Source organism: Streptomyces sp. NPDC029216 (assembly GCF_040648015.1).
Classification (GTDB): Bacteria; Actinomycetota; Actinomycetes; order Streptomycetales; family Streptomycetaceae; genus Streptomyces.
The window spans coordinates 106,227-120,670 of the sequence record NZ_JBEZWL010000005.1; the positions used below are offsets into that span (position 1 = coordinate 106,227).

The 14,444-nt window shown below is 72.1% G+C and carries 15 protein-coding genes; 4 read left to right on the forward strand and 11 right to left on the reverse strand.

What is annotated here, in order from left to right; translation table 11 throughout:
- Nucleotides 1-32: 32 nt before the first annotated feature.
- From AB0F18_RS03710 to AB0F18_RS03730, 5 genes are all read right to left on the reverse strand, one after another.
- Complete coding sequence (locus AB0F18_RS03710; RefSeq protein ID WP_362054654.1) at nt 33-362, reverse strand: TcmI family type II polyketide cyclase; 330 nt, start codon at nt 360-362, stop codon at nt 33-35.
- A 38-nt stretch (nt 363-400) separates the two neighbouring features.
- Nucleotides 401-1,087, reverse strand: coding sequence for a TetR/AcrR family transcriptional regulator C-terminal domain-containing protein (locus tag AB0F18_RS03715; protein ID WP_362054657.1), 687 nt, complete (start codon nt 1,085-1,087; stop codon nt 401-403).
- An 82-nt stretch (nt 1,088-1,169) separates the two neighbouring features.
- The gene (locus AB0F18_RS03720) at nt 1,170-2,636 is read right to left on the reverse strand and encodes an FAD-dependent monooxygenase (protein WP_362054660.1); all 1,467 of its coding nucleotides are present in this window, start codon (nt 2,634-2,636) and stop codon (nt 1,170-1,172) included.
- 237 nt (nt 2,637-2,873) lie between these two features.
- Entirely contained in the window at nt 2,874-3,719 is an 846-nt protein-coding gene (locus AB0F18_RS03725; RefSeq protein ID WP_362054663.1) for a hypothetical protein, read from the reverse strand.
- Nucleotides 3,720-3,756: 37 nt separating this feature from the next.
- Nucleotides 3,757-4,527 carry a response regulator transcription factor gene (locus AB0F18_RS03730; RefSeq protein ID WP_362054666.1) on the reverse strand — a complete coding sequence of 257 codons (771 nt, stop codon included), beginning with the start codon at nt 4,525-4,527 and terminating at the stop codon, nt 3,757-3,759.
- A gap of 231 nt (nt 4,528-4,758) precedes the next feature.
- On the opposite strand from AB0F18_RS03730, the gene AB0F18_RS03735 reads away from it, so the two are divergent.
- Nucleotides 4,759-5,373 carry a ScbR family autoregulator-binding transcription factor gene (locus AB0F18_RS03735; protein WP_362054668.1) on the forward strand — a complete coding sequence of 205 codons (615 nt, stop codon included), beginning with the start codon at nt 4,759-4,761 and terminating at the stop codon, nt 5,371-5,373.
- Nucleotides 5,374-5,456: 83 nt separating this feature from the next.
- On the opposite strand, the gene AB0F18_RS03740 is transcribed toward AB0F18_RS03735, so the two are convergent.
- The 4 genes from AB0F18_RS03740 to AB0F18_RS03755 all read right to left on the reverse strand — a co-directional run bounded on the left by AB0F18_RS03740 (nt 5,457) and on the right by AB0F18_RS03755 (nt 8,878).
- Nucleotides 5,457-6,416 (reverse strand): SRPBCC family protein, encoded by a 960-nt coding sequence (locus AB0F18_RS03740; protein WP_362054671.1) that lies wholly within the window; start codon nt 6,414-6,416, stop codon nt 5,457-5,459.
- A 75-nt stretch (nt 6,417-6,491) separates the two neighbouring features.
- Nucleotides 6,492-6,755: a phosphopantetheine-binding protein gene (locus AB0F18_RS03745; protein WP_362054674.1), complete on the reverse strand. Its 264-nt coding sequence runs from the start codon at nt 6,753-6,755 to the stop codon at nt 6,492-6,494.
- Between the two features lie 153 nt (nt 6,756-6,908).
- Nucleotides 6,909-7,730 (reverse strand): AfsR/SARP family transcriptional regulator, encoded by an 822-nt coding sequence (locus AB0F18_RS03750; protein ID WP_042811903.1) that lies wholly within the window; start codon nt 7,728-7,730, stop codon nt 6,909-6,911.
- Between the two features lie 326 nt (nt 7,731-8,056).
- Complete coding sequence (locus tag AB0F18_RS03755; RefSeq protein WP_362054677.1) at nt 8,057-8,878, reverse strand: AfsR/SARP family transcriptional regulator; 822 nt, start codon at nt 8,876-8,878, stop codon at nt 8,057-8,059.
- Between the two features lie 1,128 nt (nt 8,879-10,006).
- Here AB0F18_RS03755 and AB0F18_RS03760 point away from each other — a divergent pair.
- From AB0F18_RS03760 to AB0F18_RS03770, 3 genes are all read left to right on the forward strand, one after another.
- The gene (locus tag AB0F18_RS03760) at nt 10,007-10,906 is read left to right on the forward strand and encodes a ScbA/BarX family gamma-butyrolactone biosynthesis protein (protein WP_362054679.1); all 900 of its coding nucleotides are present in this window, start codon (nt 10,007-10,009) and stop codon (nt 10,904-10,906) included.
- Nucleotides 10,907-11,090: 184 nt separating this feature from the next.
- Nucleotides 11,091-11,762, forward strand: coding sequence for a ScbR family autoregulator-binding transcription factor (locus AB0F18_RS03765; protein WP_362054682.1), 672 nt, complete (start codon nt 11,091-11,093; stop codon nt 11,760-11,762).
- A 295-nt stretch (nt 11,763-12,057) separates the two neighbouring features.
- On the forward strand, nt 12,058-12,561 hold the full coding sequence (locus AB0F18_RS03770; RefSeq protein ID WP_362054685.1) for a GNAT family N-acetyltransferase: 504 nt from the start codon (nt 12,058-12,060) through the stop codon (nt 12,559-12,561).
- Here the strand turns inward: AB0F18_RS03770 and AB0F18_RS03775 are convergent.
- Both AB0F18_RS03775 and AB0F18_RS03780 read right to left on the reverse strand, forming a co-directional pair.
- The gene (locus AB0F18_RS03775) at nt 12,558-13,535 is read right to left on the reverse strand and encodes an AraC family transcriptional regulator (protein WP_362054688.1); all 978 of its coding nucleotides are present in this window, start codon (nt 13,533-13,535) and stop codon (nt 12,558-12,560) included. The genes AB0F18_RS03770 and AB0F18_RS03775 overlap by 4 nt on opposite strands.
- Nucleotides 13,536-13,573: 38 nt before the next feature.
- A complete protein-coding gene (locus tag AB0F18_RS03780) occupies nt 13,574-14,401 on the reverse strand; it encodes an NAD(P)H-binding protein (RefSeq protein WP_362054691.1) in 828 nt (275 codons plus the stop codon).
- Nucleotides 14,402-14,444: the final 43 nt, after the last annotated feature.

The following is a 14,444-nucleotide window of genomic DNA, read 5'->3' on the forward strand; positions in this document are numbered from 1 at the left end:
GTGTCCTCCCGTCACGTCTTCGGTCGCGGACATCACTCCGTCGCCGCCCAGTCGTAGAAGCGGGTGGCCATCGCGTCGGCCGGGGAGCGCCAGGTCTCCGGGTCGTACGGCTGTATGAAGGGCTGGAGGTCGTAGCTGATGCGCATGAACCGCGGGTCGTTGCGGGACTGCTCGATGCGCTCGCCGCCGTCGTCCTCGGCGAAGTCCTGGAGGTGGAAGTAGAGCCCGTTGTACGAGAACAGCCGCCGCCGCAGCGTGCCCATGCGCTGCGGCATGTCCGTGCGGTCGAACTCGGCGAAGATCTTGGCCACCTCGGCGCTCGAACGGACGTCCATCCGCGCCACGATCAGGTTGCTGTGCATTGTTTCTACTCTCTCCGGGGATCGGCGGGGTCAGCGGGTCAGCGGGAGGTCGGCCCGTACAGGCGGATGAAGTCGTCGACTCCGTCGGCGATGAGCGCGTCCTCCTCCAGGCGTCCGAGCGGCAGCGCGCCGTGGAAGGAGCGCTGGACGACGGACGAGGGGACCAGCAGGATGAAGCGCTCCGCCGCCTGGTCGGCGTCGGCGATGTCGAGCAGGCCCCTGGCGGCGACCTGCTGGAGGCGGCGGGCCAGTTCGCGGCGGGCCTGGCGGGGGCCGGTGGCCTGCCACTTGTCGATGGCGTCGGCGGGCAGGTGGGTGACCTCGGCGCTGATGTGCCGGACGATCGCGAAGTGCTCGCGGAAGGCCTCCAGCGGCGCCAGCCAGGCCCGGCCCAGCGCGATCAGGTCCTCGCGGAGGTCGTGGATCTCCGCGAGGTAGCCCTCGGCGACGGAGGCCAGGGAGGCGGCGACGGAGGCGGAGCTGTCCAGGAGGACGCCCAGCAGTAGCTGCTCGTGGTCGGGGAAGTGCCGGCCGACGGCGGCCGGTTCGACCCCGGCCTCGGCGGCGGTGGCCTCGGCGGTGCAGTGTCTCCAGCCCTCGCGGGCGAGGACGGTCCGGGCCGCCCGGACGATGTCGCGGCGCTCCCCGTCGGGGCCGGCCGGGGCGGCCTGGCCGGCTCCGGGCCCCGCGGGGGCGCGCTCGATCGTTGCTTGCGGCGTTGCCATGTGTGGTTCCTCCGGTTGACGTGCTCGTCCGGCCGTCGGGTGCGTCGGCCTCAGGGGGTGCCGGTCGCGCGGGTCCCGGTCGTCAGGGGGTCCCGAACCAGCGGTCGAGCGCCATCGGCAGGTCGTGGTGGCTGCCGGGCGCGGCCCATGCCACGTATCCGTCGGGCCGGATCAGCAGGGCGGTGGTGTCGTGCGGTACGTCGGCGGCGGAGGCCCCGCGCGGCCGGGCGGTGACGGTGTCGACCCGTTCCGCCCAGGCGGCGGCGCGCTGGCGCAGCCGCGGGTTGTCCGCCAGGTCGAGGAGCACCCCGCGGGCGGGGCGCAGCAGTTCGGTGCTGGAGACGGGGCCGTCGGCGCCGGTCAGTTCCAGGTGCGGCATGCGCCGGCCGAGCAGCGGGTGGGAGCCCTTGCCGACCTCGTAGGAGATCTCCAGGCCGGTGACCATGGCGGCGAGGTGGCGGGCCACGTCCTCGTACACCATGAGTTCCTTGAGCGAGTCCCGCAGCGGCTGCACCTCGGCGCCGCTGAGGAACAGCAGGCCCTGGGCGCGGGTGTTCATCAGGAGCCGCCGGCCGACCGCGTGCCGTTCGGTGTGGTAGGTGTCGAGCAGGCTCAGCGGGGCCCGCTCCTGCACCACGGAGGCGAGTTTCCAGCCGAGGTTGAACGCGTCCTGGATGCCGGTGTTCATGCCCTGGCCGCCGGCGGGCAGGTGGATGTGCGCGGCGTCGCCCGCGAGCAGGACGCGGCCGCGCCGGTACTCGGTGACCTGCCGGGCGGCGTCGCCGAAGGCGCTCACCCACACCGGTTCGGCGGCCGAGATGTCCTCGCCGGTCAGCCGCTGCCAGGCGGCGGCGACCTCGTCGAAGGAGGGCGGGGCCTCGCGCCGCTGCGGCGGCGTGCCGCGCTCGCAGACCACGATGCGGGTGGTGCCGCCGGGCAGCGGGCCCACCATGACCATGCCGCCGGGGAGGGTCTCGCCGATCATGCGGGGTTTGAGTTCGATGCCCTTGATGTCGGCGAGGAACATCTCCATGGTGGCGGCGGTGCCGGGGAAGTCGAAGCCGGCGGCCTTGCGGACGGTGCTGCGCCCGCCGTCGCAGCCCACCAGCCAGGAGGCGCGCAGGGTGTGGGTGCCGTCCGGGCCGCGGACCCCGACGTCGACGCCCTCGCCGTCGTCGTGGACGGAGAGGACCTCGTGGCCACGCCGGATGTCGGCGCCCAGGCCCGTGGCCCACTCCTCCAGATGGGTTTCGGTGACCGACTGGGGCACGGTCTTCGCCGCCTGGCAGGCGCCGTCGAGCACGCCGAAGTCGAGGGGCAGCCCGCCGAAGTGGCCCAACGTGCTGCGCTCGATCTCGCCGAAGCGCGCGAGGATGCCGCGCTGGTCGAAGGTCTCCAGCGTGCGCGTGGTGAAACCGAGGCCGCGCGATTCTCCCGTACGCCTCTCCAGGCGTTCCAGGACGACGACGGCGACTCCCGCCAGCCGCAGTTCGCCGGCGAGCATCAAGCCCGCGGGACCCGCGCCGACGACGATCACAGGGGCGTCCATCACGTCTCCTTGAATTCGCCTCCGGAGACAGTGCACCGGATCTTGACTACAAGGTTCTTCGGACGCGAGCGGCCGTTCAATGGCGCTGGATTCAGGACTCGGTCAGGTTCCACAAGGGCCGGTCCGCTGCCTCGCGGACCGGCCAAGGGAATGTCAAGCAGCGGTCAGACGCCTCGATCCGGCTCCTACCGGATCGAGTGCGGACCGCTGTGGAAGGTCGTGCGGGAGAAGATCGTTTCAGGTGCGCGCGGCGGCCCGCCGTTCGAAGCAGGCCCGGACGTCGGTCTCGTTGTAGTAGGTGCGGCCCGCGCGGTTGCGCCGGCGCCACCGCTGCTCGCTGGCCAGCCGGTAGACGGTGCCGGTCGGCGTGTGCCACAGGCGGGCGATGTCGGCGGCGGTGAGCCAGCGTTCGGTGGCCGCGGTCCGGTCCTCGGCGTCCATGGAGCGGCTGAGCTCGCTCCACTGGTCGCTGGTCCAGCGGTGGGCCGCGTCGGCGTCGCACACGATCGCCCGGCCGGCGTCCCGTCCGGCGTCCCGGGCCTCGCCGCGGACGGCGACGGTGAGGGAGCCGGCGCAGCCGGACTCGGGGCAGGCGCCGAGACGGATGCTGCGGGCCGGGTCCGGGAAGGCCGCCCGGCGTCCGGCCCGCACGAGGCGGGCCATCTCCTCGGTGGCCTCGGCGGCCGCGGGGTGGGCGGCGAGCCAGTCGCCGTTGCGGCGCAGGAAGGCGGTGAGGGCGGCGACGGTGCGCGGCGGGGAGGCGAAGCCCCGCTCCTGCGCGACCAGTCCGCTCCAGGAGCCCAGTACGGAGACCATCCTGGCCCGTACGTCCGCCGCGGCCCCGTTGAAGGGCAGGCCGGGCAGGTCGCCGCCGGTGGTCCGCTCGCGCAGGCTGCCGGGGGTCGCGCCGGCGAGCATCCTGCCGCACTCCTCGTAGAGGTGCGCGAGCTCCGCCAGGGCGGCGTCGAGGCGCTCCCGGCAGGTCCGGCACAGCCGTCCGCCGTCGGCCGTGCGCCGGCGGGAGCGTCCGTCGGCGGCCTGGCGGCGGCAGCCCTCCCCCTGGCACAGCGCCGTCACTGCCATGGTCTTCCCCCCTCGGCTCGGATCGGTGTGGACGGGTTCAGCCCTGGCCGAACCGGAAGCCGACGCCGCGGATCGTGATGATCCAGTTGGCGCCGATCTTGTTGCGGAGCGTGCTCACGTGCGTGTCGACGGTCCGGCGGGACCAGGAGTCGCCCCAGACCTGCTGCATCAGCATCTTGCGCGGGATGACCGTGTCGGGGTGCGAGGCGAGGAGGTAGAGCATGTCGAACTCCTTGCGGGTGGTCTCGACTTGCTCCCCGTGCAGGGTCACCTCCCGCGTGCCCGCGTCGATGCGCAGCGGTCCGCAGGTGATGGTGGCCGCGGCGGGGCGGGACGGCCGCGCGCGGCGCATCACGGCTTCCATCCGGGCCATCAGCTCGCGGAATCCGTACGGCTTGACCAGGTAGTCGTCCGCGCCGGCCTGCAGGCCCAGGACCCGGTCCAGTTCGCTGCCGCGGGCGGTGACCGCGATGACGGGGATCTCGTGGGCCGCGCGGATGCCCCGGCAGACCTCCAGCCCGTCCAGGTCGGGGAGTTCCAGGTCGAGGAGGACGAGGTCGGCGTCGGCGTAGCCGCGCAGCGCCTCGCTCCCGGTGCCGACGATGTCCACCTCGTGTCCGTGCCGGCGCAGGCCGCGCGCCAGGGTCTCGGCCTCCATCGTGCTGCTCTCCACGATGAGGATCCGCCACAGGGCCGACTGGGCCGGCGCGTGCTGCGGCGACCTCAGGCCCTCGGTCGGCAGGAACCCACCGCTCACCCCCGCGGCGGTGGTGTGAGGTTCCAGTACAGCGAAGGTCCGCTGGTTCATCTGCCCCCCTCCCTCAAGCTCAGTTGAGCCAACGTCAACGAAGATACAAACCGCTCCGTCGGTTTGTCAAAGCCTGTAAAACGCTGCAAGGTTAGCGATAAATGGATCGAATCAGGCCACAGCGGGGCACGAATCGCCGTTGAACAGGCCATAGAGGGCCGTCGGCGCGCTCTTCCCATACCAACGGGGCGGTTTAATAATAGAAGGAAACTGATACAGGAGCTATGCGTGATGAAACAAGAACGCGCCGTCCGAACCCGTCAAGCACTGCTCAAGTCAGCGGCCACGGTGTTCGGACAGCGCGGGTACGCAGAGGCGACGCTGAGCATGATCAGCGTCGGCGCCGGAGTGAGCCCGGGCGCGCTCCACTTCCACTTCGAGAACAAGGCGGCCGTGGCGGAGGCCGTGGAGGCCGCCGGAGCCCGGGCCCTGCGGGCGGCGGCCCGGGAGGTGTACACGAACCGGACGTCGGCCCTCCAGGCTCTGGCCGACAGCTCCCAGGAACTCGCCCGGGTGCTCCTGTCCGACGTGGTGGCCCGGGCCGGCTTCCAGCTCAACCGGGAGCCCGGCTACCCGTCGTCCTTCGCCCTGCCCGCGGAGTGGCACGAGTACGTGTACCGGCTGCTCGTGGAGGCGGCGGAGGAGGGCGCCCTGCTGCCCGGCCTCAACCACCGCAACGTGGCGACGACGGTGGTGGCGGCCACCCTCGGCTTCGAGGCCCTCGGCCGCGACGACCCCCAGTGGCTCGCCCCCCGGACGCTGGCCGGGTTCTGGCGGGTGGTCATGCCCTGTCTGGCCGCGCCCGCCATCCTGCGCGGCCTCGACACGGCCGGGCGCGGCAGCTGACACGCCCGTGGCCCGCCGCCGCCCACGGCAGCGGCGGGCCACGGACCCGCCCGGAATCCCCCGCGGGAGCCCCGGGCGCGGCCTCACACCGACCGCAGGGTGCGCACGGGCTCCCCCGCGTACTCCTGCGCCGGCCCCAGCACGGCCCGGCTCTCCCGCCCGAGCACCTCGCGCACGTACCGGCGCGCCCGCGCGAGGTCCGCGCCGGGCCCCAGGACCCGCTCCACCGCGCCCTCGTCGAGCAGCACGTCGTGCCGGCCCACCACGGTCACCCCGGCCGGGTCCGGCTCCACGGACCACTCCCCGGCGTGCGCGGCCAGCAGGGGGTGCGGCCGGGTCCGCTTGAAGACGATGCGCCCGGCCGCCGGGAAGCACACCCGCACCTCGTCCGTCGGGTACCGGGAGCCGTCCTCGGCCAGGTTGACCAGCCGGGCGCGCTGCACCCCGGGCCGGTCCTCCACGACCTCCGCGCCGGCGACGTGCGCCACCCGGCCGGCCCAGGAGCCCACCTCGTACAGGAACGCGTGGACGGCCTCGGGCGGCCCCTGGATCCGCACGGACTCCTCGCAGGACACCAGCAGTGCGTCGAGCCCCCGCCAGCGTTCGGCGACGGCCCGCAGCCCGTCGGCCACCGCCCGCCCCCGCGCCCCGGCCCCGGCGAGGATCCGCTCCGCCCCGGGCACCTCCTCGACGGTCAGCTCCTGCTCCAGGACCAGCCGCGACCAGCCCGGAGCCAGCTCCTCCACGCGCCAGCTGCCGCACGCCCCCCTCAGGGGGCCGGCGGGACGCTCCTCGCGGAAGTCGACGCGCCGCCGCCCCGCGTCCAGGGCCCGCCGCCACAGCGACCGCCCCAGCTCCCCGTCGACGCCCGCCCAGTGGGAGTAGCGCTCCACGGCGCCGTCGAACTCCAGCCGCTCCGTGTGGACGGTGTCCGGCAGGAACAGCGGCCACGGGGTGGTATCGGCCACCAGGGTGTACAGGGCTCCGGCAGGCGCGGCCGCGTCGACCGCGTACGACAGCCGGTGCACTCGCTCGACTGACATCGGGACACCTCTCTCAGCGCTTGGCACAGATGCTGTCGCGATCCGCCATAGTCCGAGTGGACCGCCGCTGGAGTCTCAGACCGCGGCCCGGCTGCCCAGTACGCCGTTGACCAGTTCGAGGAAGCGCCGGGGGGTGTCGGCCAGTTCGAGGAGCTCACCGTCCAGGAGGATGTCGAACTTCCGCTCGATGGAGCCGGTGGTCTGCAGGACGGAGAGCGAGTCGTAGCCGAGCTCGTCCCAGTACAGGTCCTGGACGTCCTCGGTCAGCTCGACGTACTCCTCCTCGCCGCCCCAGATCCGCAGGATGCGGGCCAGGTCGATGAGTTCCAGCCGGTCCATTGTCTGCCTCTCTCCTCGTCCGCCGGCGTGGCGACGCATACCGGGTCGCCAGGAGCCTCGCCGACGGTTCTGGAGGGCCGCTCATGCCGGGGCCCAGCCGTGCTGGAGCCCCGCCACCACACCGCGCGGCCGGGCGGCCGCCCCCTGATATACCTAGGCGGCGTACAGATCGAAGGTGGAGCTGCGGCGCGGTCCCGCGACCACGTCCAGTGCGGGGTCCACCCGCAGCATCGCCTGGTGCAGGCGCTGGAGCTGCTGCGAGGGCTCCACCCCCAGTTCGCCGATCAGCCGGGCACGGAGCCGGCGGTAGACGTCCAGGGCGGTCGCCTGCCGGCCCGAGCGGTAGAGGGCCACCATGGCCTGCGAGTGCAGGCCCTCGTGCTGCGGGTTGCGGGCCATCAGCTCGGTGAGCTCCGCGAGGAGTTCGGTGTGCCGGCCCAGCCGGAGGTCGACGTCGATGCGCCGCTCGGTGGTGACGAGCCGGCTCTCCGCGAGCCGCAGCACCTCGATCTCCAGGATCGGCCCGACCCGTACGTCGACCAGGGCGGGGCCCTGCCACAGGTCGAGCGCCTTGCGCAGCAGGTCCGCGGCGCGCTCGTCGTCGCCCTCGTCGAAGGCGTTCTGGCCGGCGGCCGCGAGGGCCTCGTAGGTGTGGACGTCCACGGACTCCTGCGGGATCTGGAGCAGGTAGCCCCCGTGCCGCGTCGCGAGCACGTCCTTGGCCGTGCCCGGCGCGCCCGGCCCCATCGCCGTCCCCAGCCTGCGGCGCAGCTGGAGGATGTACGTCTGCAGGGTGGTGAGCGCACTCTCGGGCAGCTTGGTGCCCCAGATCTCCTCCATGAGGGTCGGTACGGGCATCACCCGGCCCGGGTAGAGCGCGAGAAGCGCCAGGATCTGACGCGGCTTGCCCGCCGTAGGAACGATCGATGCCCCGTTGACCTCGGCACTCAACGGACCCAGAACCTGAATCTCCACGGTCTCCCCGTCTCCCCTCCACATTTCGTCGAGATACTCTCGGTTATCAGTATTCGACCCGATGACGGTAAGCCAGCCCAGGGCAACATCACCGGGCGCTCAAGCCGACGTCGAGCCAACCTCCGAAACGGGCGAACAGGCGGCGGATTCCTAGCACAAGATTCCGACAGAATGTCAAAACCCGTGCTCAGCCCGGCGATCGGGCTCGTCGTATCTGTTCCGATTCCCGGCTGTGCAAATTAATTCTCAGGTTTCCCGGCAGCTTCTGCAAAAGACCTGACAAAGATCTCTCATATCGGCTGCCGTTCCCGTGGGCTTCCCGGCGGTCAGCCGACCCGTGCCAGCCGCTTCCGCGTGGTCTCCGGCGACTCCGCCGGGGACTCGGGTCCGCTCATCAGGATGGAGCGCTGCAGACTGCGCAGTGCGGCGGACGGCTCGATGCCGAGCTCGCGCACCAGGGTGGAGCGCAGGCGCTGGTAGACGCTGAGCGCCTCGCCGCGCCGGCCCGAGCGGTGCAGGGCGAGCATGAACTGCCCGTGCAGGTTCTCGTGGATGCGGTAGCGGCTGGCCAGCACGGTCAGTTCCGCGAGCAGCTCGCGGTGGCGGCCGAGCCGCAGGTCGGCCTCGATCCGCTGGTCGAGCGCGCACAGCCGGGTCTCCTCCAGCCGCCGGGTCTCCATGTCCAGCTGGACCCCGCCCTCGACGTCGGCGAAGGCCGGCCCCGACCACAGGGCGAGGGCCTCGCGCAGCAGCCGCGCGGCGCCCGGGAAGTCCCCGGCGTCCATGGCCCGGTAGCCCATCCCGGCCAGCCGGTCGAATTCGCGGACGTCGCTGGTGCCGCCGGCGCTGTTGAGCATGTACCCGCCGGGCAGCGTCACGAGGACGTCCTTGGCGGTGCGCGACCCGTCGGTCCCCTCCAGCGCGGTGGCGATGAGCCCGCGCAGCTGGAGCACGTACGTCTGCAGCGTGGTCCGGGCGCTGCGCGGCGGCTCGGTCCCCCACAGTTCCTCGATGAGCGCGGCCACGGGCACCACCTGGTCCGCGTGCAGCGCGAGCAGCGCCAGTACCTGGCGGGGCTTGGCGGCGGTGGGAGTGATCGAGACCCCGTTCTCCCGCACGGTCAGTGCGCCCAGTACATCGATGTCCACGCCGTACTCCCCTGCTTCGTCCTTGGATGAACCCTCGAAGTTCGCTGGAACGAGGAAAAAACAGCTGCGCCGGTTTGTCAATACCAAACCGGCTGTACCGTTTCCCCCTCCCCGGCCACCCCCAAGATTCCCTTACACCCCACTTGACCTGCATGTTCAATGGTTGCGGGGTGCTCGATGGCGGCTCCAATCCCCTCTCAAGACCCAGGGAAACTCTTGGAGAACGGCCCGCGAGGGGCTTGAAACGGCCGAGAACAGACCGCCTGGTTGGCTGATTTACGCCCATCGACCCCGCCGATCGGCCGCCGGATGACCGCCCGCAGGGCCTTCGGGCCCGAGCAGTATGGAAACGAACCCCTCATACAAACCGCTTTCGCGGTTTGCTGACCTGCACTTTCAGCGGGCAAACGGTCGAGGCGCGGGGGAGCAGCGCTGGAGCACCGCTCAAAAGGGGAGTCAGGGGCCCGCCTCCGCGAGGCCGCCCCCTGACGGCATTCGGACCGCGGACCCCCGGCCACGGCGTCGGCGCACGGGCCGGCCGGCCCACCCTCCCGGGCCCTCCCCGAGAGCCTCCGATGGCCGGTTCCCAGAGGTCCACATACCGGACCACCCCCCGGGAGAACTCCGTTACCTGCCGGAAACTTCACAATGGCGAACCCTTCGGGGACCCCACGGCCGCCCCTAGGGCCCCGTTCCCCCTGGCGGCCCACGGCCGGACCCCCGGATCCGCAAACAGGAGCCACCCCCGCGCAACGGCCCCGCATCCCCTGCGACCCCTCACCCTCCGCCCACCCTCGGGCTAAAGGATCGCTCTTGACGTGCTTGAGATCATTCTCTGCGGGTGGCGGAGATTCGCCGCCGGCCGCCCGGCGGGGACCTGGGCAAATATGCGACAGCCGGTTGGCCGGAATCCGACCCTCCGCATATTTCGGGGACCGTTGTTCGACTAGCTCTGGAGAAAAAACCGGTTGGTATATATTTTTCTCAGCAGTCACACCTGTTACTGGTCAGCGCTGTCTAGGGGGAACAATGAGCGCGAGCACGTTTCATGTTGGGCGCACAGCGGTCTACGACCGGGCCGAGTCGGCCACGACAACCACGGCGGAACGGCACGATCCCCACGTTCCGTTGCTCAGCACCGTTCCAAAGGAACTGGTCCACCGCGATTCCGCGGCCCAGGTCCTCCTCACCGACTGGCAGCGGCTGGATGACGTCCGCTTCTCCGTGACCGCGCAATGGTCCCGCTCGCACCCTTTCTTCACCCCGGTGGCGGGCGGGCACTACGACCCGCTGATTTGCGCCGAAACGATTCGCCAGATCGCGTACCTGCTGGGGCACGCGGAGTTCGCCGTCCCGTTCGGCCACCAGTTCGTCCTGTGGGACCTCAGCGTCAGCGTCCTCCGTCCGGAGCACCTGCTGGTCCGCCAGGCACCGGCCATCGTCGAGCTCGACATCACGTGCGTCGACGTCAAGCGGCGGGGCGGCCGGCTCTCCGGACTCGGCTACGAGGCGGTCGTCCGCCGGGACGGACACGTCGTCGCGACGGGCCGGGCCTCGATCACCTGCACCAGCCCCGCCGTGTACGCGCGGCTCCGCCCCGCACACGCCCTGCGCCCCGACCACCGCCCGCTGCCGCTGACGGCGCCCGCCGCACCGCAGAGCGTGGCCCGGCTGTCCCCGACCGACGTGGTCCTCTCCCCCCTCGCCGAGGCGAACCGCTGGCAGCTGCGGGTCGACACCCAGCACCCCGTCCTCTTCGACCACTGGGTCGACCACGTCCCGGGCATGGTCCTGATGGAGGCCGCCCGGCAGGCCGCCGCGGCGGCGCTGGGCCGCCCCTCCTTCATGCCGCTCGGCGTCGCCGGCGAGTTCAAGCGGTACGTCGAGCTGGACCTGCCCTGCTTCATCGAGACCGAGCTCCTGTACCAGGACGTGCCCGGCGCGGAGGAGGTCGTACGCGTGACCGGCCACCAGAGCGGGGAGACCGCCTTCAGCGGCATCGTCACCGCTCCTTCCTACGGCTGCTGACCCCCTTCCGCTGCTCGTCCCAGGTGACACCCGTCACACCGCACCGCGTACTTCCCGGTCATTTCCGGCCCCGCGGTGTGGTGGCACGTTGGTGTAGGCGTCACCCGCTGTAAGATACGAACGGGACGGACGGTTTGCACCAGGGCTTCCGACGCTCCGAGCATCTGCGAGGGAAGGAGCCACCGTGGCTGAACAGGTCCGAGCAATCCGCACGCGCCAGGCGATCCTGAACGCGGCGGCCAAGGTCTTCGACGAACGGGGCTACCAGGCAGCCACCATCTCGGAGATCCTCACCGTCGCCGGGGTGACCAAGGGCGCCCTGTACTTCCATTTCCAGTCGAAGGAAGACCTGGCCCAAGGGGTCCTCACCGCGCAGAACGAGGACCTCTTGCTCCCGGAGCGCGCCGCCAAGCTCCAGGAGGTGGTGGACGCGGTCATGCTGCACACGCACCGCCTGAAGACCAACCCGATGGTCCGGGCGGGCGTGCGGCTGAGCCTGGACGTCAACGCCGTGGGGCTGGATCGCAGCAGTCCGTTCCGCAACTGGGTCGACAAGTTCACGGACCTGCTGGAGCAGGCCCAGGCCCAGGGTGAGCTGCTCCCCCATGTGATTCCGGCCGAGACCGCCGACGTCATCACGGGCGCCTACGGGGGCGTCCAGTCCATGTCGCAGGCCCTCACCGAGCACCAGGACCTCGGGCAGCGGGTCAGCGCCCTCCTGCGCCACCTCATGCCGAGCGTGGCGCAGCCGCCGGTCCTCGCCTCCCTGCACCTCGGCGAGGACCGTCCGGCCGTGGTCTACAACGAGGCCCGGCGGCTGGCGCGGGAGCAGGCGGGCGAGGAAGCCTCCGGCTGAGCCGTCCGCGTCCCCGCGCATTCCGCAAGGCCCACAGGACGGTTCCGGTTTCAACGCTGCGGCGCCGCGCGGGGATCCCCCGCGGTGCGTGCGCCGCAGCACTCCCGGACGGCTCGTGCGCGCGTCTCGGGGGCGGCGGGATGCTGGGGAAGCGGGCTCCGTGCGCTCCGGCCGGCTCCAAGTCGCCGACCTCAGCACTTTGTTCCTGCAACACGAGCCCCCTCCCCCTCGACGGACAGAAATATACCGCACGTCCCGTTCTTTTCAAGGGCTTCGGGCGAACTAGGCTGCACGCATGATCAGCTCTTCACTCCGCCTGGTGCCGGTCACCCCGGACAACTTCGACGCGGTGTGCGCCGTACGGGTCGGCCCCGATCAGGAGCACCTCGTCTCCCCCGTCGTGAAGTCCCTCGCCGAGGCCTATGTCCGCAGCGATATCGCCTGGCCCCGCGCGGTCGTCGACGGTGACGAGGTGGTCGGCTTCGTCATGGCCTTCCTTGACCACCTCTGGGACCCCGAGGAGGACCCGGAGGACCGGCGCTCGGGCCTGTGGCGCCTGAACATCGCGGCGGACCGGCAGGGCAAGGGCTACGGCCGCTTCGCCGTCGAGGCGGTGACGGAGGAGATACGCCGCCGCGGCGGGACGCGGGTGTACGTCTCCTGGCGGCCCGCCGAGAACAACGCCGAGCCCTTCTACCTGGGCCTCGGCTTCCGCCGCACCGGCGAACTCGCCGACGGCGAGCCCGTGGCCGTCCTCGACCTCACCGCCACCCCCGAACCCGAACCCGAACCCGCCTAGCCGAGGACCACGGTGCCGGATACGCCCGGCGCCGCCGGCGCCCCCGTCCGGTACTGCTGCGGGCTCACCCCGCGGACCCGCTTGAAGGCCGCCGACAGCGCGAACGCGCTCCCGTACCCCACCCGCCGGGCCACCGTCGCCACCGTGGCGTCCGGCTCGCGCAGCAGGTCGGCGGCCAGGGCGAGGCGCCAGCCCGTCAGGTGGGCGACGGGCGGCTCCCCGACGAGCTCCGTGAAGCGCCGGGCCAGCGCGGCCCGCGACACCCCCGCCCGCCGCGCCAGCTCCGCCACGGTCCACCCGTACGCGGGGTCCTCGTGCAGCAGCCGCAGCGCCACCCCGACGACGGGGTCCCCCTGCGCCCGGTACCAGCCCGGCGCCCCCGACCCGGGGGCGGCGAGCCAGGCCCGCAGCACCCCGATCAACAGCAGGTCGAGCAACCGGTCCAGCACGATCTCCTGTCCCGGCTCGTCCCGCGCCACCTCCGAGGCCAGCAGCCCGATCAGGGTGACGTCGGCGACCCCCGCCGGGCGGACCAGCACCGCGGGCAGCGCGCCCAGCAGGCGCCGTCCGATCTCGCCCGGCCCCTGGTAGGTGCCGCTCAGCATCACCGCCGAACCGGCCCCGCGCCCCGGCTCGCCCCAGGTCCGCACGCCCAGCGCCAGCCGCTCGCCGAGGTACTCGCCGTCCTGCGCGCTGCACCGCTGGTCGGGGCCGACCGTGATCTCCACCGGGGTGTCCGGGGAGTCCGCGACCGTGTAGGCCCCGGGCCCCCGTACGACCGCCACGTCACCCGGGCCGATCAGCGCCGGCTCCCCGTCGTCGGGCAGCAGCCACGCCGTGCCGCGCACCATCGTGATCACCGACAGCGGGGCCCGGTCCTCGATCCGCACGGCCCACGGCGGAGCGAAGACGGATTTCAGCAGGACGGCGCCCCGGGCCTTGGGCCCGTCGAGCAGCCCGGTCAACGTGTCCATGACCCCACCCTCTTTCCCCCATCCTCTTTCCCCCGCCCTCAGGCGTCCCAGACTCCGCTCGCCGCCGCCTCGCGCGCGTAGTCGGCGAAGTCCCGGGGCGGACGCCCCAGTACCTCCTGCACCCCGTCGACCAGGTGCGCGTTGCGTCCGTCCAGGATGAGGGCGAACAGCTCGGCGAACTCCTCGGGGAGCCCGTCCGCCCGCAGCGCCGCCCGGAACTCCCCGTCGGAGACGGGTACGTACGCGATCTCGCGCCCGGTCGCCTTCGACAGTTCGGCGGCCACCTCCCCGAAGCCCAGCAGCCGCGGCCCGGACAGCTCGTAGGTCCTGCCGACGTGCCGGTCGTCGGTGAGCGCGGCCACGACCACGTCGGCGATGTCCCCGGCGTCCACGAAGGGTTCGACCGCGTCCGCCACCGGCAGGGCGATCTCCCCGGCCCGTACGGGCTCCAGGAAGAAGCTCTCGTCGAAGTTCTGGTTGAACCAACTGGCGCGCACGACGGTCCAGTCGGCGCCGGACGCCTTCAGCCGGTCCTCGCTGAGCCGCGCCGCCTCCTCACCGCGCCCGGACAGCAGCACCAGCCGCCGCGCCCCGGCCGCCACGGCCGCCTCCGCGAAGGCGCCGACCTGGTCGGCGGCCCCGGGGAAGGCGAGGTCGGGCTGGTAGGTGACGTACACCCGGTCCACGTCCCGCAGCGCGGGACCCCAGGTGGCGGGCTCGTGCCAGTCGAAGGCCGGCGCTCCGGTCCGCGAGCCGATCCGCACCGGCCGCCCCTGGAGCTGCAACCGCTCCGCCACGCGCCGTCCGGTCTTGCCGTTGCCCCCGATGACCAGGGTCTTCTTCGTCTCGTTCGGGTTCGTCGTCATGAGCACCAGTCAAGCCGCGCCGGGCGGGACGCGACATGGCCCA

Coding starts and splice junctions, on each gene's coding strand:
- AB0F18_RS03710 (WP_362054654.1), bottom strand. CDS start 362: ATGCACAGCAACCTGATCGTGGCGCGGATGGACGTCCGTTCGAGCGCC.
- AB0F18_RS03715 (WP_362054657.1), bottom strand. CDS start 1,087: ATGGCAACGCCGCAAGCAACGATCGAGCGCGCCCCCGCGGGGCCCGGA.
- AB0F18_RS03720 (WP_362054660.1), bottom strand. CDS start 2,636: ATGGACGCCCCTGTGATCGTCGTCGGCGCGGGTCCCGCGGGCTTGATG.
- AB0F18_RS03725 (WP_362054663.1), bottom strand. CDS start 3,719: ATGGCAGTGACGGCGCTGTGCCAGGGGGAGGGCTGCCGCCGCCAGGCC.
- AB0F18_RS03730 (WP_362054666.1), bottom strand. CDS start 4,527: ATGAACCAGCGGACCTTCGCTGTACTGGAACCTCACACCACCGCCGCG.
- AB0F18_RS03735 (WP_362054668.1), top strand. CDS start 4,759: ATGAAACAAGAACGCGCCGTCCGAACCCGTCAAGCACTGCTCAAGTCA.
- AB0F18_RS03740 (WP_362054671.1), bottom strand. CDS start 6,416: ATGTCAGTCGAGCGAGTGCACCGGCTGTCGTACGCGGTCGACGCGGCC.
- AB0F18_RS03745 (WP_362054674.1), bottom strand. CDS start 6,755: ATGGACCGGCTGGAACTCATCGACCTGGCCCGCATCCTGCGGATCTGG.
- AB0F18_RS03770 (WP_362054685.1), top strand. CDS start 12,058: ATGATCAGCTCTTCACTCCGCCTGGTGCCGGTCACCCCGGACAACTTC.
- AB0F18_RS03775 (WP_362054688.1), bottom strand. CDS start 13,535: ATGGACACGTTGACCGGGCTGCTCGACGGGCCCAAGGCCCGGGGCGCC.
- AB0F18_RS03780 (WP_362054691.1), bottom strand. CDS start 14,401: ATGACGACGAACCCGAACGAGACGAAGAAGACCCTGGTCATCGGGGGC.